This window comes from Mucilaginibacter aquaedulcis (assembly GCF_030409325.1).
In the GTDB taxonomy this organism is placed as follows: Bacteria; Bacteroidota; Bacteroidia; order Sphingobacteriales; family Sphingobacteriaceae; genus Mucilaginibacter; species Mucilaginibacter aquaedulcis.
In genome coordinates this window covers 361,991-386,949 of sequence record NZ_JAUFPR010000003.1, presented here as the reverse complement: position 1 = coordinate 386,949, position 24,959 = coordinate 361,991, and the positions used below count along the sequence as shown (strand labels likewise).

Below are 24,959 nucleotides of genomic sequence, written 5' to 3'. Positions count from 1 at the left end.
GGGTGAGTCGTTTATATGCCATGCAATTCTGACACTTAGTGGGCTATTACCCTTTGGAGAGGGTTGGGTGAGGCTTTTGCTTCGTCGTTCCTTACAGCAATGACAAAAAAAATCAAATTGTCATCGATAAAGCATAGTGGGAATGGGGGAGCGCGAAGAGAAATCTTGTACAAGCGGCATTTGGATGATGCATAAGATTTCTCCTCGTACCTCGTTCGAAATGACAGAGATGGACTATTTATTCCGCCTCTACATTAATACCGATCTGTTTCAGTAATAGGGAGGCATTGAACGTTTTGCATTCGCCATGCTTAATTTTATAGTCAAACAGCATTTCGCCGCCTTTAACCTGAATATCGAAATAAAAATTACGAACGTAATCAGGGTACTTGGTTTCCAGCTGGGCAATTTGCAGATCGTGGGTGGCAACCATGCCCACCGCCTTTTTGCTGATCAGCTGTTCTATCACTGCTTTTGAACCCAGGTATTTATCAACCGAATTGGTGCCGCGAAGCATTTCATCTATCAGGAAAAATATCTTCGGTTCGTTCTCTACAGCGGCAAGCAGCATTTGCAGTCGGTCGAGTTCGGCCTTAAAGGTAGATGTGCTTTCGTTAAGCGAATCTTTAATACGCATATAGCTGATAATGGTAATTACCGATACCTGCATAGCTTTAGCGCACACAGGCGCTCCGCAAAGTGCCAGTACGGTATTGATACCTATGGTGCGTAGAAAAGTGCTCTTACCGGCCATGTTCGATCCGGTAATAATGTCTATGTTGAAGGCGTTATTCAGTTCGTAATTATTTTCGATACGTTTGTTAGCATCTATAAGCGGGTGTGCCAGGCCGGTAGCTAAAAGCGTATAGCCGGGCCTGTCGTCAATTTCAGGGAAAGTCCATTCCGGGTAATTGACAGCAAGGCCCGACAGGCTGATCAGGGATTCAAATTCGGCAATAACATCAAAGGCGGCTTCCAGGTTATCGTTGTTCTGGCGTTTCCAGTTCTCAATAGCTATTACCATCCGTATATCCCACAAAAAAAGCAGGTTCAATATACCGCCTACAAACAGGTTTAAATGATAATTGAGTTTATTGATTAGTTCGGCAAGCTCTTTTATTTTGTTGGATGTTTGCTTGCCTTTTAGCTGTTGAGCAAGGTTGTTGTTATGGGGGGATTGCCATTGTTCATCTTCTATGCCTTTAAAAACAGTGGCGTAATTAGCCAGGGTATCACCTATTTTTCCGGCTATAATATCAGCCTTTTTAATGTACAGCCCTTTTGAGGTTACCAGGCCCATGTTTATAATAAATACACCAACAGCGTAAATCCTTGTCATCGGGAAAAACCAGCACAAAGCCAGCAATATCCCGGATAAGTATGGTGCAATTTTGGTGTAAACGCTGAGCCATTTTTCGCCCGGCATATTTACAGGCATGTGCAGGTATCTGAAAAGGTTTTGCAGTTGGTTGGCATCCTGTTTCAGGGCAAAAACAAGTTTGGTTTGTACATCCAGCTTCCAATCATTTTTGTTGGCAATTTCCTTAACCGCATCCTGCCGGGCGAGGATGATTTCACGATTGGCAGGCTTATCAAACCACTGGGCCAGCTTATTATTACCGGTAGAGGTGGCCGTGCGATTTACTAACTGATAAAGCGAAGCGTTGCCAAAAATATCCAGATCAGAAGTGTAATAGTGTTTATCGTTACCAAAGCGTGCGCCATCGGCATAAATGTTGGCATGGCTTTGTATACTGGCTATCTCATTGTTATTGACCCTTTCCAGGTCGTCAAAATATTGTTTTTGGCGCTCATATCTGCTTTGGCGCGATACCAGCCAGGCAAAAGCGAAAACAAGTATAATAAATGCTATTGCCACAATGCTGAAGTTATCCTGCTTTGCTGCAAAATATATAGCCAGGATGATTAAAGCAAAAATGCTCAGGCGCAGCAGCGAATAGGTGTTGGCCAGTTTTTTGAACTTAGCGGCTTCCTGAGCGGCCAATATAGCGCGTTGTTTATAATTGTTGATGATATCCTGTTCCATTATGCCGATAAAAAATTGCAGCTAAATAAACACATATATTTCAAATAAACGTTTATTTGTTTATTATATGAAGATCACTTTTTTAACCGTTGGCAAAACAGAAGATGCTTATCTGAAAGAAGGCATTGATAAATATGTGAAGCGATTAAAGCATTATACCAAGCTGGAACTGGTTGAACTTAACGAGCTAAAAAATACCAAAGCCCTTAGTCCCGAGCAGCAAAAAACCAAAGAGGCAGAAATGATTCTTAAAAAAATTACCCCGCTTGATCATGTAGTACTGATGGATGAAAAAGGGACGGAGCTTTCGTCTACTCAGTTTGCGGCCTATATTAACAAAAGGGAGATCAGCTCATCGGCCAATCTTATTTTTATAATCGGCGGGCCTTATGGCTTTGATTCATCGGTATATCAAAGGGCCAATGATAAAATATCCCTTTCGCGGATGACGTTTTCGCACCAGATGGTACGCTTGTTTTTTGTAGAACAGCTATACCGTGCCTATACCATTATCAAGGGCGAGCCATATCACCATGAGTAGATGTGGACTAATGTGCGGATATGTAAATGTGCGGATGTACAGATGAATTTTTGACGGATTAACAAATGTTTGTTTTTTAATAATGAACTTCTGATTAAGACAATCATCTGCATATCTGAAATCTACACATCCACACATCAAAAACCTTATCTTTGTTGTATGTCAGGTCACGATCATTTACACGCACACGGTCACCATCACCATGATCACGCTCCCAAGCTCGATCATTTGAACACAGCCTTTATTGTAGGTATCATTTTAAATTCGGTATTTGTTATAGTGGAGGCCGTGGCCGGATTCATAACCCACTCACTGTCATTGTTAACAGATGCCGGGCATAACCTGAGTGATGTTGCGTCGTTGGCATTAGCGCTATTGGCTTTTAAACTGAGCAAGGTAAGCGCCAACAGGCAGTATACTTATGGCTATAAACGGTCGACCATCATTGTATCCTTTTTTAACGCTATTATTTTGTTTGTTGCCGTTGGTTTTATTGTATATGAAGCCATAGTGCGGTTCATGAACCCCGAAGTTATATCAGGTGGTACCATGGCCTGGGTTGCCTTTATAGGCATTGGTATAAACGCGTTCACGGCCTGGCTTTTTGTAAAGGACAAAGACACCGACCTGAATGTTAAAGGTGCCTACCTGCACATGGCTGTTGATGCCATTGTATCATTTGGCGTGGTAGTATCGGGCATTATTATATATTTTACCAAAATATACTGGATAGATAGTGTAGTGAGCCTTATTATAGGCGTGGTGATACTTAGAGGCACCTGGAGTCTGTTGAAAGACAGCCTGCGCCTTGAAATGGATGGTGTACCTGCCGAACTGAACCTGGAAAAGATCAAGACGGAACTCATGAAATGCAAGGGCGTTGTTGATGTACACCACATGCACGTGTGGGCGCTAAGCACCACAGAAAATGCTCTGACCGCCCACCTGGTGATTAAACCTGAAGCGATGGCTGAATTTGATAATATTAAACACGATCTGCGCCATCGTCTTGAGCATCTTGATATAAGCCACAGCACCTTTGAACCCGAATTTGCTGATGAAAAATGCCAGCAACCGGAGTGTTTGTAAGGTTGACGATATTCATGCATCTGAAAACTTACGAAGTTTTTAAAACTTCGTAAGTTTAGAACTTTACAGCCTGAAAAAGCATAGTTAGCGATTGCTTCGTCGTTCCTCCTCGCAAAGACAGCTAATACTGTTTTTTAAATAATTCTTATTAATTTAAGGCATTATTTAACCTTCCAATGAAATCAAGCAGACGTAAATTTATAACCACTACAGCTACTATGGCAGCAAGTACAATAGCCGCATCGGCAATGCCGTTAAACGTTCAGGAAAAAGAAGAATGGCCAGTAATTCACCACGTGTTTTTCTGGCTTAAAAATCCAGGTTCAACTGAGGATAGGGACAAATTGGTTGCGGGTGTTAAAACCTTGGCCAAGATTGAAACCGTAAAAAAACTGCGTGTTGGCGTTGTGGCCAGTACCGAAAAGCGTGATGTAGTTGATAATAGCTGGGCGGTATCTGAGCTGATGTTCTTTAGCGACCTTGCAGGGCAGGCCACTTACCAAACACATCCTATACACCTGGAATTTATTAAAAACTGCAGCCACCTTTGGGAAAAGGTTATAGTGTATGATGCTGTAGATGCAAAGTAAATAATTCTTATTAAGATGTCATGGTGAGCTCCGTCGAACCATGGTGAGTAAGCCTCCGCACGTGAGTCTTCGACAAGCTCAGACTGACAAGCCCTTTTTAGTCAGAGGGGACATTCTGTTAAGGAGATTACCATTAAAACCAAAAAAGCCGAATTATTCGGCTTTTTTGGTGGCTTTTTTAGCCTTTGGTTTTGGTGCCGCGGCAGGTGCTTCGGCAATTTCTTCAGCTGCAACAGCTGTTTCGGCAACAGGTGCTGCCTCGGCTGGTGCAGGTGCAACAGTTGGATCAGGCTCATTAAAAAGCGGCAGATCTTTTAATAACTGGAACCATAATATTACTTTTTTCATGTCAGAGGCGTATACTTTTTCCTCGTCATGATCAGGAGCTACTTCAAAAAAGAAAGCTCTTAATTTTTTACCGTCAGCCTTAGCATCAGGGATGTTCGACGCAGTTTTCATACGTTCAAAAACATCAGTAAGCTTGATATCGTCATCAACACCAAAAATGGTGATTTCGCTCAGGGCAGCCAATTTAGCAGTTGACAGGTTGGCTATCAGTTTGGTTTTTTGAGCATCAAGACTCTCCAGCACATAACCTGTTTTGTTTTGAGCCAAAGCTTTCCACAAACCTGGTTTGCCCGATACTGCTACAATTCCTTGTAAATTCATTCTTTATGAGTTATTAGTTTTGAGTTGTAAGTTTTGAGTAATGTATTTATTAACAGGTAATGCTGTTTTAAATTCATCACCCAAAACTCAAAACTCATTACTAAATTTAGTCTTCTATTACTTCGATGGTTAAAATTTTATCGCCCTGGCGTATAGCGTCAACCACGTCAACATTTTCAACTACTTTACCAAAAACGGTATGGTTGCGGTCTAAATGTGCGGTGTTATCGCGGCTATGGCAAATGAAAAACTGCGATCCGCCGGTGTTGCGGCCAGCATGAGCCATTGAAAGCACACCACGGTCATGATATTGGTTGTCGCCGGTTAATTCACAATCAATTTTGTAACCTGGGCCACCAGCACCGGTACCGGTTGGGTCGCCACCCTGAATCACAAAATTTGGGATAACACGGTGAAAAATCACGTTATCATAAAAATTTGATTTAGCCAACTTCTTGAAGTTAGCAACAGTATTTGGCGCATCTTTGTCGAAAAATTCAACAGTCATATCGCCCTTTTCGGTTTTAATAATTGCTTTGCTCATTTTATTGTTTTTTTGAAAACAGACGGCAAAGGTAATAAAAAAGCATAAAGCCAAAAGCATAAGGCTTAAAGCTTTTTTGGGTAATAGCTATATAAGCAACCACAAAGTGTATACCTTTAACGGTAATACATTACCTGTTTATTCGTTACATTTGGTAAATCAGCGTAGAAAGAAATATGCCAATGGTAGCCGGAATAATAAACATACAATCTCTTTTATCCCGCATTTTTATTCCGTTTAAGTTTATGAAGCTTTTAGCTTTTTGCCTTTTGCTTTTAGCTCCTGTTTTATCCCGGGCCGCTTCTATATTGATCCCTATGGATGATGAGCAAAAAGACCACCTGAAATCATACGGAATAGCTTTCTGGACACTCAAAAACGGCGAAGAAGTTGATTGGTTGCTCAACTATCGGGGCGGCAGCTTCATGATGAAGTACAATCCTAAAATTGAGGAAGAATGTAAAGTGCGTGGTGTAAGCTACCAGGTACTGGCCGATGCTAAAGTGAACGAGATATTGAACGAGGTGAGCGATCCATCTGTAAATATGGATGTTGTGAAGCTGGAGAAAGCACCAAAGATGGCCGTTTATTCGCCTAAGAACAAACTGCCCTGGGATGATGCTGTAACGCTGGTGCTGAAATATGCCGAGATACCTTACGATGTAGTATATGATGAAGAAGTGATTAAAGGCGATCTGCCCAAATATGACTGGCTGCACCTGCACCATGAAGATTTTACAGGTCAATACAGTAAGTTTTACGGTGCTTTCCGTTTTGCACAGTGGTATAATGATGATGTGAAAGGGCAGGAGGAGATGGCCCGCAAGCTTGGCTTTAAAAAGGTATCGCAAATGAAACTGGCCGTGGCCCGTAACATCCGCGATTTTTGCGCCGGTGGCGGTTTCCTGTTTGCTATGTGCTCCGGTACCGATACTTTTGATATTGCCCTGGCGGCAGCCAATACTGATATTTGTGAGCGTATGTTTGACGGCGATGCTGCCGATCCGGAAGCGCAATCTAAACTTGATTTCACCCAAACCTTCGCCTTTCAGAATTTCACGCTGGATATGAACCCGGTATCGCACCAGTTCAGCAATATTGATGTTACTGGCACAAGGCAAATTGACCGCACCCGTGATTTTTTTACCCTGTTTGATTTTTCGGCCAAGTGGGATGTTGTGCCCAGTATGCTCACACAGGATCATGATAAAGTGATCAAAGGCTTTATGGGGCTCACTACCGCCTTCAACAAAAGTATGCTGAAGCCCGGTGTTACCATTATGGGCGAAATGAAGACAGCCAACGAGGCCCGCTATATTCATGGCGAATTTGGCAAAGGTCAGTGGACCTTTTATGGCGGCCATGATCCGGAAGATTATCAACATGCCGTAGGCGACCCGCCAACTGATCTGAAATTACATCCTAACTCTCCGGGCTACCGCCTCATATTGAATAATGTATTATTCCCGGCAGCTAAAAAGAAAAAGCAAAAAACCTGATCGGTTTTCCATATTAGTAAACTTGCGCTCGTTACCACTTGCGCTCGTCTATGACGAGTGCTTAATATGGCTAAGCGTTTATAACGCGAATGCTAATTTATTGAATAGGTTTTTTAGCGATGCAATCGCTATACCACATTAAGCACTCGTCATAGACGAGCGCAAGTTGTAGAGCATAAAAAAGCCTTTCATTTTAAATGAAAGGCTTTTTTATTATGATTTGATTCGTTACGACATCAGTTTGATGAAATCATCAAACAGGTATCTTGAATCGTGCGGGCCTGGAGATGATTCCGGGTGGTATTGTACCGAGAATGCTTTTTTGCCTTTTACACGGATACCTTCAATTGATTGGTCATTCAGGTTTACGTGAGTAATCTCTACCTTGTCAGATGCGCGCACAGCTTCAGGCACTACACCAAAACCGTGGTTTTGTGAAGTAACCTCGCAGTGGTTAATGATAATATTTTTAACCGGGTGATTTAAGCCACGGTGACCGTTAAACATTTTTTGAGTTGGGATATCATTAGCCAAAGCCAGCAATTGGTGGCCTAAGCAAATACCAAACATCGGTTTTTCAGAAGCCAGGATAGCTTTAACCGTTTCAATGGCATAAGGCATGGCAGCCGGATCGCCGGGGCCGTTTGATACGAAATAGCCTGTTGGTGCAAAATCCTTTTCCATTTCTTCAAAGGTTGTTTTTGCCGGGAAAACCTTAGCATAAACATCACGATCGTCAAAATTGCGCAGGATGTTTTTCTTAACTCCAAGGTCAAGTACAGCTACACGGTAAGAAGCGTTCTCATCGCCAAAAGTATAAGTTTCGGTAGTAGATACTTTTGATGATAGTTCCAGCCCGTCCATTGATGGTACTTCGGCCAGTTTAGCTTTCAATACGTCAATATCCAATATCTCTGATGAGATGATGGCATTCATCGCACCCTTGTCGCGAATGTGGCGAACAAGCTCACGCGTATCAACATCAGATATACCTACCAGGTTTTGCTGCTGAAAATAATCCTGTATCGACTCATCAGCCTGTTTACGGCTATAAGCTATGTTGTAATTTTTACAAACCAACCCTGCAATCTGGATATTGTTAGATTCAACCTCTTCGTTGGCAATGCCATAATTACCTATATGGGCATTAGTGGCAACCATGATCTGGCCAAAGTATGAAGGGTCTGTAAAAACTTCCTGATAACCGGTCATTCCGGTGTTAAAGCATATCTCGCCTGTAGTTGTACCTATTTTTCCTGCCGCTTTACCGTGAAAAACGGTTCCATCGTCAAGTAGCAGCACAGCCGGTAATTTGGTGAAGTACGTCATTTATTAAAAAAATTTAATGGATTATTAAATCGGATCGCCTGGTTCAAAGCCCCGTGAAATTTGATAGAAATATCGAAGTAAGGAACTTCCTGATTCACGGCGCAAAAGTACAGTTTTATTTCGGAATTTGGAACCGCGATTTCGGATTTATTTTAATTTTAGGTGTTTGGTGTATGTAATAAGTATAAGATGGCTTTGTGTATTCAAAAATTCCCAAATCGAACATCCGAAATCCGGAATTTTTTGCCCTACCTTTGCAAAGCCAATGCTAAGGGCTTAAATATTTATCGATGTCTGTAAATAAAGAAGTTAAAAGGATCACTACACATACTGTGCAGGAAATGAAGAACCGTGGCGAAAAGATAGCCATGCTTACCGCCTACGATTATTCAATGGCAACCATTGTTGATGATGCCGGGATGGATATTATACTGGTAGGCGATTCTGCTTCAAACGTAATGGCCGGTCATGAAACAACGCTGCCTATAACGCTTGATCAGATGATATATCACGCCTCATCGGTAGTACGTGCTGCTAAGCGTGCGCTGGTGATAGTTGATCTTCCTTTCGGATCATACCAGGGTAATTCTAAAGAGGCCCTGAACTCGGCTATCCGCATCATGAAGGAATCAGGCGCGCATGGCGTTAAGATGGAAGGCGGTGTTGAAATTGCCGAATCGGTAAGTCGCATACTTACCGCGGGTATTCCGGTTATGGGCCATTTGGGCCTAACGCCGCAGTCTATTTATAAATTTGGTACCTATACCGTACGTGCCAAGCAAGAGGCCGAAGCTCAAAAACTACGTGAGGATACCCTTGCCTTGCAGGAACTGGGATGCTTTGCCATTGTGGTTGAAAAGATACCGGCCATGCTGGCGAAAGAGGTTACCGAAAGCGTGCAGATACCTATTATAGGTATAGGTGCCGGCCGCCACTGTGATGGCCAGGTTTTGGTGATACATGATATGCTGGGCATTAACAAAGGATTTAAACCCCGTTTTTTACGCCAATATGCCAATTTGTACGACCAGATGAACGGTGCGATCAAAAATTATATTGGCGATATCAAATCAAAAGATTTTCCGAACGAACAGGAACAGTATTAAAGGTATTTCGGATTTCGGATGTGGGATTTTGAATTTAGATTTTGAAATTCTAAATTTTTGCATTCCCAATTACACAAATCCGAAATCGAAATTCCCAAATCCGAAATAAAAAAATGCGTCCCGAATTTAATTATACCAGTCAAGACGTTACCGATAAAGATATTCTGTATGAAGATAATCACCTTATTGCGGTAAATAAACGTGCCGGCGACATTGTACAGGTAGACGATACCGGCGATGAATCGCTTGACGAAAAGGTAAAAAAATACATTGCCAAAAAGTATGATAAACCCAATGGCGCTTTCCTTGGTGTAGTTCACCGGTTAGACAGGCCTGTAAGCGGTGTTATCCTGTTTGCCAAAACCAGTAAGGCTTTGGATAGGATCAACAAGATGTTCAAGAACCGCGATATGCATAAAACCTATTACGCGGTGGTACGCAAACGCCCATATCCTGAAGCCGGTACGCTGGTTCATTGGCTGGTTAAAAATCCGCAAAAGAATGTAACCAAAGCACATGATAAGGAAGTGCAAGGGAGCTTACGATCTGAATTAAGCTACAAACTGGTTGGGGAACTCGATGGCTATTACTTAATAGAGGTTGACCCGATAACAGGTCGCCCGCACCAGATCAGGGTGCAGTTATCAACCCTGGGCACACCTATTGTTGGCGATAATAAATATGGCTACCCGCGCGGCAGCCTGCGTAAAAGTATCTGTTTGCATGCCCGTAAACTAACCTTTGTTCACCCGGTAAAAAACGAACCGATAGAAATCATAGCCCCCGTACCACGCGATGGTTTCTGGGAAAAGTTTGAAGGGATGATGATTGGGTAAATGCACGAGGATCATCTATTGAAAAATATAAATTTGTTACTCTCTTTAGATTATAATCATCGTTACCTTTATTCAATTATTTACCTAAAACGTTTTTTATGAGCATTATATTAGAGCAAGCCGAAAAACTTTCTGAGGCTGCGAAATCAAAAGCCAAACAAATTGGCGTACCCATGAACATTGCTGTTGTGGATGAAGGCGCTAACCTCGTTTCATTTCACCGGATGGATAATGCCTGGCTGGGTTCTGTTGACATCGCTATCAAAAAGGCAAAAACCGCGCGCTTTTTTGATATGAATTCCGGCGAAATAGGCAAACTATCCCAGCCCGGCGGGCCACTGTATAACATTGAACATTCAAATGGCGGCTTAATATCATTTCCAGGCGGTGTATTGTTAAAAGACAGCAGCGGAAAAATCGTTGGGGCAATTGGCGTATCAGGCGGTTCAGTAGAGCAAGACCATGAAGTTGCTTCAGCCGGCGCGGCAGCCTTATAATTTCATTGCCTTAATTTTTCAATCTTAATCAGATTATCATAAACGAGGGTTGCTGTAAGGCGACCCTTGTTTATAATCCTAATACGGTATTCCAAATTTTTTCATCAACCGGGATATCTTCTTTCAGATTGCGCTCCCTCGTTAGTAAAGTGTTTTCTCCTGGATAAGTAATTGCTCCGCCTTCGTGCTCCGGGGTACTGGTTTTAGTGTAAGCTATGATCTCCTCAATTAAGGCCGAGGTATGTTCATCACTTTGCGGCTTTATACAGATGAATACCTGCGATATACCTGCCTCTTTACCAGTAGCCGTAATTTTGGCTGTGGAATTACCCCCGCTTAAAACAGTGGCCAGCAGGTCAAGCACTAATGAAAGTCCGGACCCTTTCCAGAACCCAACAGGCAGTAATCGTTGCGACTGTAGTATGGCCGTAGCATCCGTACTTAAATTTCCTTCGCTATCATAACCGCCGGGGAGCGGTAAAGCTTCATTTTTTGACTGGTATTGGTGTAGCTTGCCTACCGCGTATTGTGATATAGCCATGTCCAAAACCACATGCCCGTTTTTTCGCGGCACGGCTATCACCAGCGGGTTGTTCCCCAATCGCGGATCGAGACCGCCCCATGGGGGTAAATTGGCTATGGTGTTTGTAAAGCATATGCCTATATATCCGGCTTCTGCAGCCTGCCAGCCATAGGTGCCGCCGCGCATCCAGTGGTTGGTGTTTTTGATGGCCATACAACCAATACCATTATTCTTTGCCAATTGAATGGCCTGCGCCATGCAAACGGTGGCATTAAGCATTCCGGGGCCATAGTTACCGTTCCATTGTTCAATTGCGCCCATATCGGCTTCGCGGGTAGGTTCGGCATCTGGTTTAACCAGACCATCTTTTACATGCTGCACAAAAACCGGGAAACGGTTAAGACCATGTGTATATACGCCATCAAGACTGTTGCTTGCAAAAATGGAGGCGCATTTTTCGGCCTTATCGGTGCCGAAATTTAAACCGGTTAATATCCGTTTAAATTCGGCCTGCAATTGATCATAGGGTATACGCATGGTAGTTTGAAGTTAAAGTCAAATGTAAAAAATTATATAGCCTGATTTTAAATTTCCGCCATTGAAGAAATAGGGCTCTCCTCGACGCTAAAATATTTTTACCTTAAAACAGTTATTATTACATCCCGGTTGTCTGCTAATAGGCGCCAAATCTTTACTTTTGCCACAGTGATTTACATGAAAAATAAAATCCCGTTAGTCCTTGTCCTGGGCTTAGTTATCATCAACCTGTTAAGCAACTCATGCAAAAAGGCCGATAACAGCAATATTCCCCACTTATTAGTTAGCGGTACATGGCAACTGGCAACCCTGCAGGTAACCAACTATATTGGCGATTCGCAGATATCTATTGATACTTTGAATGATAGCTGCCTGTTAACGCAGGTTTTTACTTTTAAGGATAATAATACCTGTACCTATACCAACTACGCCTGCCAGGGTCAAACCACAACCGGCACCTGGACACTTACACCCAACAAGCTGTTTTTTGCATCAGATATGGTTTGTAAGGATACCGTTCCTGGAGGCAAAGGTGCCTTGCAGGATATAAAGCCTTTTACCAACACGCAGATATATAACCTGGGCACATACTCTATGGTGCTGCAAACCGGCGATGTGGAACCTAACTATTCATCAACCAAGCGGCGCAGGATCATGAGGTACGGATTTATCAGGCAAAAGGTAGTAACAACGCAATAGGTAAAAGTTTTATATTTGGATATTATGAAAATGGTTTGTTATAATAAATACCACGGGCATACATCAAACCAATATTAAAAATGCCCATGGTAACATCATCACCTTTGAAAAGCAACTAATTTTAATGAAAAAAAGAATTGCCATTTTTGCTTCAGGTTCGGGGTCAAACGCCCAAAAGTTAATGGAGCATTTTAAACGCAATGCCGATGCCGAGATAGTGCTGATACTCACTAACAACCCACAGGCCTATGTTTTACAACGGGCCGATAACTTTGAGGTTCCATCGCACATATTTACCCGGCATGAATTTTTTGAAACCGACGATGTGATCAGATTATTAAAAAACCTTCAGGTTGACCTTATTGTGTTAGCCGGTTTTTTATGGCTGGTACCCGCCTCGCTTTTAAAAGCCTTCCCTAATAAGATCATCAACCTTCATCCTGCACTGCTACCCAAATACGGCGGTAAGGGCATGTATGGCGATCACGTGCACAAGGCCATCCTGGAAGCCGGTGAGGAAGAGAGCGGCATCACCATACACTTTGTGAACGAGCAGTTTGACGAAGGCGAGATCATTCACCAATCAAAATTTAAGATTGAACCGGGCGATAATCTGGAGATGGTGAAATTTAAGGGCCAGCAACTGGAGCATCATCATTTTCCAAAGGTTGTTGAGGCCTTGCTGAAAAAAATGAAGAGTTAATTATATTTTGCCGGGCCAGTTCCCGGCAAAACTTTTTAAAGCTGTTTTTTAACATAAAAAAGCTTTAAAATGGAAGCTTTTTGCTCAAAATTGATTGATATTTTAAAGAAATAATCAATTTAAACACTTTTTGATGCGTTTTTAATCGCGTTTGAAAAGTTTAAAAAGCTGATTTTCAGTGTGGTAAATCAAAAATAACGATTGTCGGGCTTCTGTTTGGTCCGATGGCAAAACAGCCCGGTCCTCTTTAAAAAGGAACCGGGCTGTTGTATATACAAATATACGCAAAGTATAGCGTACCCACTTTATCTCACTGTTATTCGTTTTTCATGTACTTATCAATTCCTTCGGCGGGTTTCCAGGTGCTTTGCGGTTCAAAATAGTGCCATAACAGTGCCGATACCTTTTTAATGAGCAGATAAGCTTCGGTTTCGGGTACCCAGCGCTGGTCGGTATTATGATTGGTGATGATGGAAAACACGTAATCGCCGTGAGGAGCATTCACCAGTACAGTTTCAGATCTCGACTCGTTAACCGCGCCCTGTTTGGAGATAGCCTGTACATAGGGAGGAATTTCTGACAGCGCCTTATCATCCCAGTAAATACGCACCATATTGCGGTACATGCGCTCGCTGGCGGCCTCACTCACGGTCTTACCCTGCCTGATCATAGTAAACAAGCGACACATTTCGTAAGGGGTGCTCACACCCCAGCCATAAATACTCCTGACACTTTCGCGGCCAGGCACGCGCGAGTTTACCCGCATTACTTTGAAGCCATTTTGCTGCAGCCAGTTGTTGATATATTCCCCACCCACCAGTTTTTGCAGCCAGGTGCTGGCGGTATTATCGCTCATGGTGATCATGAGCATGGCCACCTTGCTCAGTTGTATGGTGTCTTTATCCTTAAACGAACCCAGAATATCCTCACCGGGGTACAGTAACGAATCACGGTAACCCAGTTTTTGGTTGTACTGCATTTCGCCCTTTTCTATCTTATCCATTAAACCGCACTGAATGCTTACCTTGATCATGCTGGCCGTGGGGAACAGCGTGTCGGCATTAATGGCAGCAGTTTTACCGGTTTTAAGGTTTTTTACATACACGCCTGCCTGGCCATGAAAGCCATCGATAACACTTTGCAGTTGCCTGGTAAGTTTTTGATCGGTTTGCGCAAAGGATACTGAAGTAATGAAGGTAGAAAGGATAAGTAGTTTTAGTTTCATAGTGGGATAGATCGGTTTAAAGACTAAGTTATAAAAATGGGCTTTAAATATTGAATTTGTCTGAACCAGGATTAAACAGATTTATCGGATTAAAGGATTTTTCTTTACTGGCTAAAAATAGCGGTTCAAGCTAAACGTGTTGTGCGGATAAAGGCCTCGACAGAAAAGCGAGCCGGGTGTTTTGCCTGTGGGAAGAAGCTTTTTTCTGTCTTGATCTTTTGGTTACTTTTGTATCAAGACAAAAGTAACAGCCTTAGCGGCAATTGAGCGCTCTGCGATATGCATTGTTCGCCCTGCTATCGGCGATTGCTTCAATTCTCGCAATTACGCGCGTGAGATCAATTGTCTGATAAAAACTTATGAAATACCTGCGCTGGCTTTTATTCCCTTTTTCGTTATTATATGGCCTCGTGGTTGTGGTGCGTAACTGGTGCTATGATACCGGGATGTTTAAAAGCCGCGAATTTAATTTACCCGTAATAGCCGTCGGCAACCTTGATGTGGGCGGAGCAGGGAAAAGCCCTATGACCGAATACCTCATCCGCCTGTTTAAAACCAATTATAAGCTGGCCACTTTAAGCAGGGGATATGGTCGCAGTACCAAGGGATTTCTGTTAGGTAACTCCAATTCGACGGCAACAGAAATTGGCGACGAGCCCGCCCAGTTTAAAAGCAAATTTCCGAATGTTACCGTTGCTGTTTGCGAAAAACGGATGGATGGAATTGAGGCCCTGCAAGCCGGTCATAACCTCATCATTCTTGACGATGCCTACCAGCACCGGGCCGTTAAGCCGGGCTTCAACATTTTGTTAATAGATTACAACCGTATTTACGAACCCCGCTTAATGCTGCCTGCCGGTAGCCTGCGCGAGCCTTACAGCGGCCGTAAACGGGCGAATGTAATTGTGGTTAGTAAATGCCCGCCGGCGTTATCCTCGCCAGAGCAGTCGGTTATCAAAGAGCGCGTGAAGCCGTTGTCGCATCAAACTATATTCTTCACATCTATCAATTATTTGCCGCTTCAGGATATTTATGGCGGCGTGGTGAACGTAACAATTGATGCGAATACAACCATATTCCTGCTTACCGGTATTGCCAATGCAGGGCCATTGCTGGCGCATCTTCAAAAACAAACGCTGCACATCATCCATCATAAATATCCGGATCACCATCAGTTTAGCTTGAAAAATATCAGTAAACTTGCCGATGATTTTTTTGCCTGCACCTCACAAAAAAAGTTGATTATCACAACAGAAAAGGACGCGCAGCGTTTAGGGGAACAGGAACTGCAGCAGCTTGTTAAAAAACTCGGTATTTTGGTACTGCCAATTGGCATTGAGTTTTTAAACAACCAGCAATCACAATTTGATAAATTAGTATACGAATATGTTAGAAAGTATTGAAAGCACCGTACAATATATAAAAAACCGCATAGGCGATTTTGAACCCGAAATAGGCATCATTTTAGGTACTGGCCTTGGTGGCTTGGTAAAGGAAATTGAGGTTGAAAAGCAATTGCTGTATTCCAATATACCTGATTTTCCGATCTCAACGCTTGAGTTTCATTCCGGTAAACTCATTTTTGGTACGCTTGGCGGTGTAAAAGTTGTTGCCATGCAGGGCCGTTTGCACTATTACGAAGGCTACAGCATGCAGCAGATCACTTTTCCGGTGCGGGTATTAAAATATCTGGGTATTAAAACGCTTTACGTATCAAACGCCAGCGGTTCGCTTAACCCGGCCTTTAAAAAAGGCGACCTGATGGTTATTGCCGATCATATTAACCTGCAGCCACAAAACCCGCTGGTTGGCCGTAATAACAATGATTTAGGTCCGCGTTTTCCGGATATGAGCCAGCCTTACCAGCGCAGCCTTATTGATAAAGCATTAACAATAGCAAAGGCCAACAATATTACCTGCCATAAAGGAGTTTATGTAGCTGTTACCGGCCCAAACTTGGAAACCAAGGCAGAGTATAACTATTTAAGAATTATTGGCGGCGACGCTGTTGGCATGAGCACTGTACCTGAAGTTATTGTTGCAAACCACATGAGCCTACCTGTATTTGCCATATCGGTATTAACAGACGAGGGCTTTACAGAAGAGTTGCAGCCGGTATCACTTGAAGAAATTATACGGGTAGCCGAAGAGGCCGAACCTAAATTAACATTGATACTTAAAGAACTGATAGCCGGTAATTAATGCGCAAAAAGCTAAAATATTTTTTATTGTTGCTGGTGTGCATGTCTGTACATTCGGCATTTGCGCAATATAATCAAACCAGGAGGCAAAAGCCCCTCTCAACCCGCGATACCGTAGCGCCTACCAGGGTGCTTAGTGATGATGAGATGCTGGATAGCCTGCGCAAAAAGGAAGACAATAAAAAGGACTCCATAATTTTCAATTCAAAATTTGTAAGGATAACTAACGAGCTGCTGCTTAACGATAGTACGCAGACCTTTGCACTTGATACCGGCATAACCAATTTTGAAAATTATAACCCGCTTACCAGGCCCCGAAGTCCGCGTATACACTTGGGTAACATTGGTGTTTCACAAAGACCCTTGCTGTTTGAGCCCAGCAAAACCATAGGCTTTGATGTGGGCCTGCACGCGCTTGATGTGTATATGTTAAATCCTGAGGATATTAATTACTATAATACACGGGTTCCCTATACCCAGCTTACACTTTTTAATGGCTTCGGTAGTTCGGCCGAGCAGCTTTTTAAGGTTATCCACACTCAAAATGTTAAGGAAAACTGGAATGTTGGCTTCAACCTGAATTTTAACGGATCAAAAGGATTTTACAGCACCAGCAGTGTGCTTGGGCAAAACGTGAGCGGCCTTGATGCGGCCATTTTTACCTGGTACGAGTCGAAAAGTAAGCGGTACAATCTTTTGGCCAACGCTACATTTAATAATCTGAAAGCTCCGGAAACAGGTTCTATTTTAAATGATTCTGTGTACACCAGCGCCCCGGGTACGGTATTCTTTGCCAATTCAGCACAGGTCCGCTTACCCAACAGCTATACCAACTGGAACAATAAAAGCCTTTATCTTAAACAGTTTTATTACCTGGGCCGTATAGATAGCCTTAACAAAGGGAAGGATAATTCAAAGGTTTTACCAACGCAGCGTGTAGCACATACCTTTCACGTAACCGGCGGCAGGTACAACTATATCCAGAGTGATCCGGACACCTACAACGTGTTTCCCGATTATTATTACAGCGATAAACGATCACGCGATTCATTAACTTATACCCACATCCAAAACGAGTTTCTGTATAGTTTTTACCTCCGCAGCAAATCGGTAAAGTTTGTAAAAAACGAGTTGAAGCTTGACCTTGGCCTGGTGCATGATCTGTGGCACTATGCGCAGTACGTAAGCGATACCACCCTAAACCAGTACGGTGCCAAATACATTCATCAGGATAGGGTGCAGAACACCACCTTTCAGGATATTACATTAAAGGCTAAACTGGGTTACAGATTTAGCGACCGCATTGCGCTTGATGCCGATTTCAGACAGATAGCCCAGGGGCGTGATTTTGGTAACTACTTTTATGATGCCAAGCTTACCCTGGCCGGCGGTAAAAAGGCAGGTAAAATTATTTTAGAGGCCTACACACAAAACAGTTCGCCGCCATTGATCTATACCGACTGGATATCCAACCATTATATTTTTCATAATGATTTCAGCAATCAAAAAACTACCAGCTTATCATTCAACTATGTAAACAACCCGTTGCAGCTGGATATCAAGGCCGAGTATTTTTTAATATCCAATTACCTGTATTTTACTGCCGACCAGGGTGGTAACGACGCGCATCCAACCCAATTGGGCAACGATATTAACTTGCTGAAGATTAGCATAGGCAAAAATTTACGCTGGCGCAGTCTGCATTTCGATAACTTTATTGTTTATCAGAAAACAGATTACCAGTCAACCCTGCGTACTCCGGAGCTTTACACATACAGCAATTTATACATCAGTAAAACACTGTTCAATATACTGCAATCAAGCTTTGGTGTTGATGTGCGATACAATTCGCAATACGTAGCACCTTCATACGCGGTAGGTATAGGCCAGTTTTACAACGGACCCGATGTTACCTTTACCTCATACCCGTTAGCCAGGGTTTACTTTAAAGCCACCCTGCAGCGTACCAACCTGTTTGTGGCGTATGATTATGCCAATCAAAATCTATCAAGCAAAGGATACTATACAGTGAACCGCTATCCGCAGCAAAATGCCCTCCTCAAATTCGGCGTAAGCTGGACTTTTTATAATTAAGTACTTCAAAGAAATTATTACGCGCTGTCCGAAGTCGGAGACTTCGGACTTTTTTGTTTGTAGTCTTTTGACTACCGGTACTATAGTTGCAAACTACCAGCATATTTGTATGAAGTCGGAGACTTCGAACAAATATGTTTTTAAAGCCCTCTCCTTTGGAGAGGGTTGGGTGAGGTTTATTTCTTCGTTTCTCAATCTGTAAATTTATAATCCACTGTAAATAAGCTTTTTTTATTTTTATTTGGATTTATTCTAAATAAGGTATTACTTTGTTCCATACTATCATTAGTGATTTTAAAATTCAGGTGCTGGAAAAAACAGTTTAAAAAATATAAAAGCCCTGCCCCGGGTCAAATGCTGTATTGAGATAGCTTTGCGGTGGGCAGGCACAAATTTAAAACATCATTACCATGTGCGATTCAAAAATTATAAGTCAGGTTGGTTCATCGGTAATTAGCCGGTGCTCAGAGTGCCGATGCGTTTTTATCTGGAACAATAACCTGATCCTGAGCTTTTCGCCCGAGCAATTTTTACAGTTCCGTAATTTTACGGTGGAGCTTGATTTTGCCGAGCACATGCATTCCTTTCCGGATGGGCAGGATCGTCTCGTGATGCGAACACCCGTTAATGATGTTCAGCTAACCTTTACCACCGAACAATGGGAAGATTTTCATGCCGCCATGGACGAGGCCATTTATATGCAGGAAATTTACGCCATGATGGATAGCAACTAAGCGATCGGATGTATTAAAGAGATTTCATGGCTTCGAGGGCCGCTATTTGCCCCGATATAATAGCCGGAGGAACGCCGGGACCCGGTACCGTAAGCTGGCCTGTGTACAACATGTTTTTGATGTGCCTGGCCCGCATTGCCGGTTTAAAAAAGGCTGTCTGCGCCAGTGTATTGGCCAGGCCATAGGCATTACCTTTAAAAGAATGGTAATCGGCCTTAAAATCATTAAGGGCATAGCTGCGCTTTACCACAATGGTATCGCGGATATCCTGCCCGGTAATATGTTTGAATCTGTCAAGCATCAGGTTAAAATACTTTTCACGGATGCCTTCATTCTCTTTAAGCCCGGGTGCTATAGGCATCAGGAAAAAAAGGTTCTCGCCGCCCTCGGGGGCTACATTCATATCCGTTTTTGAGGTACATGAAACATAAAAAAGCGGGCTGGTAGGCCATTCGGGCGAGGTGTAGATCTCTTCGGCGTGAAGTTCAAAATCCTCGTCAAAAAATAAATTATGATGCTTTATACCCTCCACCTTCTTATTGGTGCCAATATAAAATAACAAACTTGATGGCGACATGGTGCGTTTATCCCAGTATTGCGGCGTATAGTTTTGATCGGGTTTAGCTAACAGGTGCTGGTCAACATGCTCATAATCGGCACCGGCTATTACAAAATCGGCGGTAAAAGTACCGTTGTTGGTAATGATGCTGCTTACCAGCTTATCCTTTACCTCAATTTTAGTTACCTCGGTATTCAGTTTAATATCAACACCTAATTCGCCTGCAAGGTTAACCATGGCTTTTACAATCTCGTTCATACCGCCCTTGGGGTACCAGGTGCCCAGGGCCAGGTCGGCATGGTTCATCATGCTATACATGGCCGGTGTATTTTGCGGTGTGGCCCCTAAAAACAACACCGGGAATTCCAGCAGCTTAATAAGCCTCGGATTTTTAAAATAGCTGCGCACGTGCTTGCTCATGCTGCTCAGCAGCTGCATACTGAAGCTTTTTTTGATCAGGTTAAAATCAATAAACTCGGTAATGGAATGCGAGGGGCGAAAGACGTATTCGCCCATGCCTACTTTGTATTTATAGGCAGCCTGCCTTAAAAAATCCTGCAGTTTGCGGCTGCTGCCGGGTTCGGTTTTTTCAAACAGAGCCTCGAGGGCTTGCATATCTGCCGGTACATCCATAGCATCATCAGGGCCGTAATAAATGCGGTAGCCGGGATCTAAACGTTCGAGCTGGTAATAGTCTGACGGCTTTTTGCCAAACAGGGCAAAAAAGTTCTCGAATACATCGGGCATCCAGTACCAGCTGGGCCCCATATCAAATCTGAAGCCATCTTTTTCCCAAACCCGGGCACGGCCGCCGGGCTGGTCATTTTTTTCCAGTATGGTTACCTTAAAGCCTTCTTTAGCTAATACACAAGCGGCAGATAAACCTGCAAAACCTGCCCCAATGATAATAATGTGCTTCATGTAGATATGTGAAGCCCAAGTTAAGCAAATTGTTTTGCCGCTTTAAAAAAACAATAACGTTTTGAATTTGTACTTTTGAACACAAGCCCGAGTGCAATGATGAACCTGTACGATGAAACCTGTTTTGAATGCAGTAAATTGATAACCAATAAGTATAGCACATCGTTCAGTTTAGGTATAAAGGCTTTTGATAAAAAGTTCCGTAATCCTATCTATGCCATTTATGGCTTTGTGCGCTATGCCGATGAAATTGTAGATACCTTTCATGGGCATGATAAATTGCAGCTGATAAGCGATTTCAGGCGCGATACTTTTAAGGCTATAGACGAACGCATCAGTTTAAACCCGGTTATACACGCCTTTCAGCAGGTGGTGCACAGGTATGGTATTGAGCCCCAACTGATAGATGCTTTTTTATGCTCTATGGAAATGGACCTTGATAAAAAAGCCTATGACGATGCCTGCTACAAAGCATACATATATGGCTCGGCAGAGGTTATTGGCTTGATGTGCCTGCGCGTTTTTCTGGATAATAATGATAAGCGGTACCGTGAGTTATTACCACAGGCACGCAGCCTGGGCGCGGCTTTTCAAAAAGTGAATTTTTTGCGCGATATAAAGGCCGACTTACAGGAGCGGGGGCGCACCTATTTTCCGGATGTTGATTTTAATAATTTTATCGAACAGGATAAACAGGCTATTGAGGCCGATATACAGCTTGACTTTAATAATGCCTTTGAAGGGATAAAAAGCTTGCCCAGCGGTACCCGCCTGGGTGTTTATATTGCCTATGTATACTATTTGCAGTTGTTTAAAAAAATAAACTATACGCCGGCAAATGTTATCCTGCAAAAAAGAATACGTATTTCAGATACCCGTAAAATGGGTTTGTACGTTAAAGCTGTTTTACAACAAAAACTGAATGTGATTTAATGAGAAGGAGTGTTTTTTTTATACTGAGTGTATTTTCGTTATTGCTTTTGATACAAAGCGCCAGGGCCGATGGTCCAGAGCCTAACCTGAAAGTGATACGCAAACAGTTACGGGTGGCTATCAACAGCAGCGAAACCACCGATTCGCTATATAAAAGTTTGAGCGCCATGAAAAGCCGTTCGGGTATTATTGATGGTTTTATAGCCGGTTTACAGGCATTAAAGGCCAAACATGCCTGGAACCCCTATTCAAAGGTAAAATACATCAAAAACTGCGAAAAAACTTTTGAAAAAGCCATAGCGGTTGATCCCGATAATATCGAGATCAGGTTTATGCGCTTTTCTGTTGAGGACAGCGTGCCCAAGTTTCTGGGTTATAATAAAAACCTAACTGCCGATAGCCAGGAGATCATCACCCAGCTGGATAAGAAAAATTATGGTACGGCCGATAGGGAGCTAACCATTGAGATCATTAAGTTCCTGGTGAACTCGCGTAGGTGTACTCCCACTCAAATTGCCGAGCTCAACAAACATTTAGTATCCCTCAAGTGAAATATACCTATTTACTCATCAACGTATTAACCGTGTTTTTCCCGGTTGTATTATCGTTTGATAAAAGGGTGCATTTTTACAAAAGCTGGAAGTTTATATGGCCGGGTATGGCCATAACCGGATTGTTCTTTTTGTTTTGGGATGTGCTGTTCACCATAAAAGGTGTATGGTCATTCAATCCGCATTACATTATCGGGTTAACGTTTTTCAGGTTGCCGCTGGAGGAAGTATTGTTTTTTTTAACGGTTCCGTTCGCGTGTATCTTTATACATGCCTGCCTGAGCTACTACATAAAATGGCAGGTAGATAACCGGCTTACCCGCATCATAAGCAACCTGATGATCATACTGAGTATACTGGTGCTTGTTTTTTACTACAACCATTTGTACACGGCCGTAACTTTTGGCGTACTGGTGGTTTTAACGGTGCTGCTGCAATATGTGTTTAACCCTGGCTGGCTTAATCGTTATTATATGACCTATATAGTGGCCCTCATTCCATTTTATATTGTGAATGGTATACTGACATCTGTACCCGTGGTGATGTACAACAACAGCCAGAATTTGGGCAGGAGGGTAGGAACCATACCCGTTGAAGATCATTTTTATCTGATGGCGCTATTGCTGATGAACATTGGTTTTTTTGAGTATTTTAAAAATAAACGTCGTGAGTCAGTTACCTGAATACACCAGATCGCAGCTGGCCCTGCGCAACGGGCAGGATAAACCACAGATATGGGTGGCCTACAAAGGCGTGATCTATAATGTTACCGAAAGCCGCCTATGGCGAAATGGCAAACACTACGAACACTGGGCCGGACAGGACCTGACCGACGAGCTGGCCGATGCCCCGCACACTGAGGTCGTATTTGAAAAGTTTGAAAAGGTAGGGGTGTTGAGTAGCTGATATAAATACAAACGATTGTCTGAACCAGGATTAAACAGATTTATCAGATTAAAAGGATTTTGCTTTTATTGTTTGGAAAAATCCTCGTAATCTCTTAATCCCCCAAATCGTGGTTCAGACATTTTCGCGATTGCCACGCTTGCGCTCTCAATGACAAAAAGGTTACACCCTCTCCTTCAGGAGAGGGGTGAGGCTCTTAGATCTCAAATTTGGCAAGGCCAACAAATTCCTGCACACGGGCCGTAATTTCTTCCTGCGACAGATTTCTGAGCTTCTCTGAACCAAATTTTTCAACGCAGAATGATGCCAGCGCCGAACCAAATATGATAGCGTTTTTCATATTCTCGAAGCTTGGTGTACCAACTTTGGCCAAATAGCCTATAAAGCCACCTGCAAAAGTATCACCGGCACCTGTTGGGTCAAATACCTCGGCCAGCGGAAGGGCAGGGGCGCTGAATATTTTATCTTCATGGAATAGCAACGCGCCATGCTCGCCTTTTTTAATGATCACATATTTAGGGCCCATGGTTAATATTTTACGGGCAGCCTTAACCAATGAAAACTCGCCCGACAGCTGGCGTGCCTCCGCATCATTAATGGTTAACACATCAACCAGTTTAATGGTCGCCAGCAGCTCCTCAAGGGCAATGTCCATCCAAAAGTTCATGGTGTCCATTACAATAAGCTTAGGGCGCTTGGTTAAGCGGCTGATAACGGTTTGTTGTACCTGCGGAGACAAATTACCCAGCATCAGGTATTCGCAGTCCTGGTACGAATCGGGGATGATAGGATCAAAGTTTGCCAGAACGTTAAGTTCGGTAACAAGGGTATCGCGGGTGTTCATATCGTTATGATATTTTCCGCTCCAGAAAAACGACTTTTCACCTTGCTTGATTTGCAGGCCTTCGGTATTCACATTATGTTTTTGAAGGTCCTCAATTTCGCTCTGAGGGAAGTCGTCGCCAACAACAGCAACAATTTTTATACGGTCAAAAAAGTAAGAAGCACCCAAACTTGCGAAGGTTGCGGACCCTCCAACGATTTTTTCTGTCTTTCCGAAGGGGGTTTCAATAGCGTCAAATGCCACAGTACCAATAACTAACAAACTCATGTAAAATATTTTTAAATTTTTTTCGCACAAATATTGTGAAATTACCGCAGAAATTATACTTTTGCACCACTCCAAACGGAAAATACTCCTGAGTAGCTCAGCCGGTTAGAGCATCTGACTGTTAATCAGAGGGTCGCTGGTTCGAGCCCAGCCTCAGGAGCAAAGCCCCGCACGTCCGCGGGGCTTTTTTTATGCCTAATAATTACTGTTATCAAGTATATATTACTAAAGAGTTCGTTTGTCTTGGCGGTTCGATGTTGTAGTTCTCCGAAAGTGAACTTTTCGGGGTACATCGAACCAATTATTGTTCGTTTATCGCAAGTATTTGATTTACAGTATATATTATCAATTCTCGTCAAGCGGTCGATTGCCGTTTTTGGAATAGGCTCGATATTGATGTGTTCCTTCTTTGTTAATAAGGCTCGCAGGAATATTCCTGGGATAATCCATAAAAAAACCAACAGTTTATATTTGGTAATGTCACTGTATGTTATGATTGCCCTTTTACCTAATCT

The 24,959-nt window shown here is 42.9% G+C and carries 24 protein-coding genes, 1 tRNA gene and 2 pseudogenes; 18 read left to right on the top strand and 9 right to left on the bottom strand.

The window, feature by feature from the left end:
* Positions 1-238 precede the first annotated feature (238 nt).
* Both QWZ01_RS26100 and QWZ01_RS26095 read right to left on the bottom strand, forming a co-directional pair.
* Positions 239-760: pseudogene (locus tag QWZ01_RS26100) on the bottom strand (MutS-related protein); the annotation flags it as partial.
* A gap of 699 nt (positions 761-1,459) precedes the next feature.
* Positions 1,460-2,047: pseudogene (locus tag QWZ01_RS26095) on the bottom strand (hypothetical protein); the annotation flags it as partial.
* A 67-nt stretch (positions 2,048-2,114) separates the two neighbouring features.
* Between QWZ01_RS26095 and rlmH the strand changes: the two are divergent.
* The 3 genes from rlmH (at position 2,115) to QWZ01_RS16900 (ending at position 4,267) form a co-directional block, all read left to right on the top strand.
* A complete protein-coding gene (gene rlmH, locus QWZ01_RS16910; RefSeq protein ID WP_290325254.1) occupies positions 2,115-2,588 on the top strand; it encodes a 23S rRNA (pseudouridine(1915)-N(3))-methyltransferase RlmH in 474 nt (157 codons plus the stop codon).
* Between the two features lie 159 nt (positions 2,589-2,747).
* The gene (locus QWZ01_RS16905) at positions 2,748-3,677 is read left to right on the top strand and encodes a cation diffusion facilitator family transporter (protein ID WP_290325252.1); all 930 of its coding nucleotides are present in this window, start codon (positions 2,748-2,750) and stop codon (positions 3,675-3,677) included.
* Between the two features lie 176 nt (positions 3,678-3,853).
* A complete protein-coding gene (locus QWZ01_RS16900; RefSeq protein ID WP_290325250.1) occupies positions 3,854-4,267 on the top strand; it encodes a Dabb family protein in 414 nt (137 codons plus the stop codon).
* Positions 4,268-4,420: 153 nt separating this feature from the next.
* Here the strand turns inward: QWZ01_RS16900 and QWZ01_RS16895 are convergent, their stop codons facing one another.
* A complete protein-coding gene (locus QWZ01_RS16895) occupies positions 4,421-4,936 on the bottom strand; it encodes a DUF5606 family protein (protein WP_290325249.1) in 516 nt (171 codons plus the stop codon).
* Positions 4,937-5,042: 106 nt separating this feature from the next.
* Complete coding sequence (locus QWZ01_RS16890; RefSeq protein WP_290325248.1) at positions 5,043-5,480, bottom strand: peptidylprolyl isomerase; 438 nt, start codon at positions 5,478-5,480, stop codon at positions 5,043-5,045.
* 317 nt (positions 5,481-5,797) lie between these two features.
* Between QWZ01_RS16890 and QWZ01_RS16885 the strand changes: the two genes are divergently transcribed.
* Positions 5,798-6,979, top strand: a complete 1,182-nt coding sequence (locus QWZ01_RS16885) for an asparagine synthetase B (protein WP_290325777.1) — start codon at positions 5,798-5,800, stop codon at positions 6,977-6,979.
* Positions 6,980-7,207: 228 nt separating this feature from the next.
* On the opposite strand, the gene carA is transcribed toward QWZ01_RS16885, so the two are convergent.
* On the bottom strand, positions 7,208-8,308 hold the full coding sequence (gene carA, locus QWZ01_RS16880) for a glutamine-hydrolyzing carbamoyl-phosphate synthase small subunit (RefSeq protein WP_290325247.1): 1,101 nt from the start codon (positions 8,306-8,308) through the stop codon (positions 7,208-7,210).
* A 290-nt stretch (positions 8,309-8,598) separates the two neighbouring features.
* Here carA and panB point away from each other — a divergent pair, with 290 nt between their 5' ends.
* The 3 genes from panB to QWZ01_RS16865 all read left to right on the top strand — a co-directional run bounded on the left by panB (position 8,599) and on the right by QWZ01_RS16865 (position 10,747).
* Complete coding sequence (gene panB / locus QWZ01_RS16875) at positions 8,599-9,414, top strand: 3-methyl-2-oxobutanoate hydroxymethyltransferase (protein WP_290325246.1); 816 nt, start codon at positions 8,599-8,601, stop codon at positions 9,412-9,414.
* Positions 9,415-9,527: 113 nt separating this feature from the next.
* Positions 9,528-10,250: an RluA family pseudouridine synthase gene (locus tag QWZ01_RS16870; protein ID WP_290325245.1), complete on the top strand. Its 723-nt coding sequence runs from the start codon at positions 9,528-9,530 to the stop codon at positions 10,248-10,250.
* Positions 10,251-10,348: 98 nt separating this feature from the next.
* Positions 10,349-10,747 carry a GlcG/HbpS family heme-binding protein gene (locus tag QWZ01_RS16865; protein ID WP_290325244.1) on the top strand — a complete coding sequence of 133 codons (399 nt, stop codon included), beginning with the start codon at positions 10,349-10,351 and terminating at the stop codon, positions 10,745-10,747.
* 70 nt (positions 10,748-10,817) lie between these two features.
* Here the strand turns inward: QWZ01_RS16865 and yiaK are convergent, their stop codons facing one another.
* Positions 10,818-11,807, bottom strand: a complete 990-nt coding sequence (gene yiaK / locus QWZ01_RS16860) for a 3-dehydro-L-gulonate 2-dehydrogenase (protein ID WP_290325242.1) — start codon at positions 11,805-11,807, stop codon at positions 10,818-10,820.
* Between the two features lie 177 nt (positions 11,808-11,984).
* Here yiaK and QWZ01_RS16855 point away from each other — a divergent pair, with 177 nt between their 5' ends.
* Both QWZ01_RS16855 and purN read left to right on the top strand, forming a co-directional pair.
* Positions 11,985-12,506, top strand: coding sequence for a lipocalin family protein (locus QWZ01_RS16855; protein WP_290325241.1), 522 nt, complete (start codon positions 11,985-11,987; stop codon positions 12,504-12,506).
* A gap of 124 nt (positions 12,507-12,630) precedes the next feature.
* On the top strand, positions 12,631-13,209 hold the full coding sequence (gene purN / locus QWZ01_RS16850; RefSeq protein ID WP_290325239.1) for a phosphoribosylglycinamide formyltransferase: 579 nt from the start codon (positions 12,631-12,633) through the stop codon (positions 13,207-13,209).
* Between the two features lie 316 nt (positions 13,210-13,525).
* On the opposite strand, the gene QWZ01_RS16845 is transcribed toward purN, so the two are convergent.
* Positions 13,526-14,434: a serine hydrolase gene (locus tag QWZ01_RS16845; RefSeq protein WP_290325237.1), complete on the bottom strand. Its 909-nt coding sequence runs from the start codon at positions 14,432-14,434 to the stop codon at positions 13,526-13,528.
* A 359-nt stretch (positions 14,435-14,793) separates the two neighbouring features.
* Here QWZ01_RS16845 and lpxK point away from each other — a divergent pair, with 359 nt between their 5' ends.
* The 4 genes from lpxK (at position 14,794) to QWZ01_RS16825 (ending at position 19,463) form a co-directional block, all read left to right on the top strand.
* Positions 14,794-15,837, top strand: coding sequence for a tetraacyldisaccharide 4'-kinase (gene lpxK / locus QWZ01_RS16840; protein WP_290325235.1), 1,044 nt, complete (start codon positions 14,794-14,796; stop codon positions 15,835-15,837).
* Positions 15,821-16,636 (top strand): purine-nucleoside phosphorylase, encoded by an 816-nt coding sequence (locus tag QWZ01_RS16835; RefSeq protein ID WP_290325234.1) that lies wholly within the window; start codon positions 15,821-15,823, stop codon positions 16,634-16,636. Before lpxK ends, QWZ01_RS16835 begins: the two co-directional genes overlap by 17 nt.
* On the top strand, positions 16,636-18,729 hold the full coding sequence (locus QWZ01_RS16830; RefSeq protein WP_290325231.1) for a putative porin: 2,094 nt from the start codon (positions 16,636-16,638) through the stop codon (positions 18,727-18,729). The genes QWZ01_RS16835 and QWZ01_RS16830 overlap by 1 nt, the downstream gene beginning before the upstream one ends.
* 410 nt (positions 18,730-19,139) lie before the next feature.
* A complete protein-coding gene (locus QWZ01_RS16825; protein WP_290325229.1) occupies positions 19,140-19,463 on the top strand; it encodes a DUF6686 family protein in 324 nt (107 codons plus the stop codon).
* 13 nt (positions 19,464-19,476) lie between these two features.
* Here the strand turns inward: QWZ01_RS16825 and crtID are convergent, their stop codons facing one another.
* Positions 19,477-20,943 (bottom strand): bifunctional phytoene desaturase/3,4-desaturase, encoded by a 1,467-nt coding sequence (gene crtID / locus QWZ01_RS16820; protein ID WP_290325227.1) that lies wholly within the window; start codon positions 20,941-20,943, stop codon positions 19,477-19,479.
* Between the two features lie 96 nt (positions 20,944-21,039).
* Between crtID and QWZ01_RS16815 the strand changes: the two genes are divergently transcribed.
* From QWZ01_RS16815 to QWZ01_RS16800, 4 genes are read left to right on the top strand one after another with little or no spacing between them, the layout of a single operon-like run.
* A complete protein-coding gene (locus QWZ01_RS16815; protein WP_290325226.1) occupies positions 21,040-21,876 on the top strand; it encodes a phytoene/squalene synthase family protein in 837 nt (278 codons plus the stop codon).
* On the top strand, positions 21,876-22,427 hold the full coding sequence (locus tag QWZ01_RS16810) for a hypothetical protein (protein WP_290325224.1): 552 nt from the start codon (positions 21,876-21,878) through the stop codon (positions 22,425-22,427). The genes QWZ01_RS16815 and QWZ01_RS16810 overlap by 1 nt, the downstream gene beginning before the upstream one ends.
* A complete protein-coding gene (locus tag QWZ01_RS16805; RefSeq protein ID WP_290325223.1) occupies positions 22,424-23,110 on the top strand; it encodes a lycopene cyclase domain-containing protein in 687 nt (228 codons plus the stop codon). Before QWZ01_RS16810 ends, QWZ01_RS16805 begins: the two co-directional genes overlap by 4 nt.
* On the top strand, positions 23,094-23,333 hold the full coding sequence (locus QWZ01_RS16800; RefSeq protein ID WP_290325221.1) for a cytochrome b5 domain-containing protein: 240 nt from the start codon (positions 23,094-23,096) through the stop codon (positions 23,331-23,333). Before QWZ01_RS16805 ends, QWZ01_RS16800 begins: the two co-directional genes overlap by 17 nt.
* A 196-nt stretch (positions 23,334-23,529) precedes the next feature.
* On the opposite strand, the gene QWZ01_RS16795 is transcribed toward QWZ01_RS16800, so the two are convergent.
* A complete protein-coding gene (locus tag QWZ01_RS16795; protein ID WP_290325219.1) occupies positions 23,530-24,444 on the bottom strand; it encodes a PfkB family carbohydrate kinase in 915 nt (304 codons plus the stop codon).
* 86 nt (positions 24,445-24,530) lie between these two features.
* Between QWZ01_RS16795 and QWZ01_RS16790 the strand changes: the two genes are divergently transcribed.
* A tRNA-Asn gene (locus QWZ01_RS16790) sits at positions 24,531-24,604 on the top strand.
* Positions 24,605-24,959 lie beyond the last annotated feature (355 nt).

Excerpts from the sequence above, each read along its gene's own strand:
- rlmH (WP_290325254.1), top strand. The coding sequence starts at position 2,115 with ATGAAGATCACTTTTTTAACCGTTGGCAAAACAGAAGATGCTTATCTG.
- QWZ01_RS16905 (WP_290325252.1), top strand. The coding sequence starts at position 2,748 with ATGTCAGGTCACGATCATTTACACGCACACGGTCACCATCACCATGAT.
- QWZ01_RS16900 (WP_290325250.1), top strand. The coding sequence starts at position 3,854 with ATGAAATCAAGCAGACGTAAATTTATAACCACTACAGCTACTATGGCA.
- QWZ01_RS16895 (WP_290325249.1), bottom strand. The coding sequence starts at position 4,936 with ATGAATTTACAAGGAATTGTAGCAGTATCGGGCAAACCAGGTTTGTGG.
- QWZ01_RS16890 (WP_290325248.1), bottom strand. The coding sequence starts at position 5,480 with ATGAGCAAAGCAATTATTAAAACCGAAAAGGGCGATATGACTGTTGAA.
- QWZ01_RS16885 (WP_290325777.1), top strand. The coding sequence starts at position 5,798 with ATGGATGATGAGCAAAAAGACCACCTGAAATCATACGGAATAGCTTTC.
- carA (WP_290325247.1), bottom strand. The coding sequence starts at position 8,308 with ATGACGTACTTCACCAAATTACCGGCTGTGCTGCTACTTGACGATGGA.
- panB (WP_290325246.1), top strand. The coding sequence starts at position 8,599 with ATGTCTGTAAATAAAGAAGTTAAAAGGATCACTACACATACTGTGCAG.
- QWZ01_RS16870 (WP_290325245.1), top strand. The coding sequence starts at position 9,528 with ATGCGTCCCGAATTTAATTATACCAGTCAAGACGTTACCGATAAAGAT.
- QWZ01_RS16865 (WP_290325244.1), top strand. The coding sequence starts at position 10,349 with ATGAGCATTATATTAGAGCAAGCCGAAAAACTTTCTGAGGCTGCGAAA.
- yiaK (WP_290325242.1), bottom strand. The coding sequence starts at position 11,807 with ATGCGTATACCCTATGATCAATTGCAGGCCGAATTTAAACGGATATTA.
- QWZ01_RS16855 (WP_290325241.1), top strand. The coding sequence starts at position 11,985 with ATGAAAAATAAAATCCCGTTAGTCCTTGTCCTGGGCTTAGTTATCATC.
- purN (WP_290325239.1), top strand. The coding sequence starts at position 12,631 with ATGAAAAAAAGAATTGCCATTTTTGCTTCAGGTTCGGGGTCAAACGCC.
- QWZ01_RS16845 (WP_290325237.1), bottom strand. The coding sequence starts at position 14,434 with ATGAAACTAAAACTACTTATCCTTTCTACCTTCATTACTTCAGTATCC.
- lpxK (WP_290325235.1), top strand. The coding sequence starts at position 14,794 with ATGAAATACCTGCGCTGGCTTTTATTCCCTTTTTCGTTATTATATGGC.
- QWZ01_RS16835 (WP_290325234.1), top strand. The coding sequence starts at position 15,821 with ATGTTAGAAAGTATTGAAAGCACCGTACAATATATAAAAAACCGCATA.
- QWZ01_RS16830 (WP_290325231.1), top strand. The coding sequence starts at position 16,636 with ATGCGCAAAAAGCTAAAATATTTTTTATTGTTGCTGGTGTGCATGTCT.
- QWZ01_RS16825 (WP_290325229.1), top strand. The coding sequence starts at position 19,140 with ATGTGCGATTCAAAAATTATAAGTCAGGTTGGTTCATCGGTAATTAGC.
- crtID (WP_290325227.1), bottom strand. The coding sequence starts at position 20,943 with ATGAAGCACATTATTATCATTGGGGCAGGTTTTGCAGGTTTATCTGCC.
- QWZ01_RS16815 (WP_290325226.1), top strand. The coding sequence starts at position 21,040 with ATGATGAACCTGTACGATGAAACCTGTTTTGAATGCAGTAAATTGATA.
- QWZ01_RS16810 (WP_290325224.1), top strand. The coding sequence starts at position 21,876 with ATGAGAAGGAGTGTTTTTTTTATACTGAGTGTATTTTCGTTATTGCTT.
- QWZ01_RS16795 (WP_290325219.1), bottom strand. The coding sequence starts at position 24,444 with ATGAGTTTGTTAGTTATTGGTACTGTGGCATTTGACGCTATTGAAACC.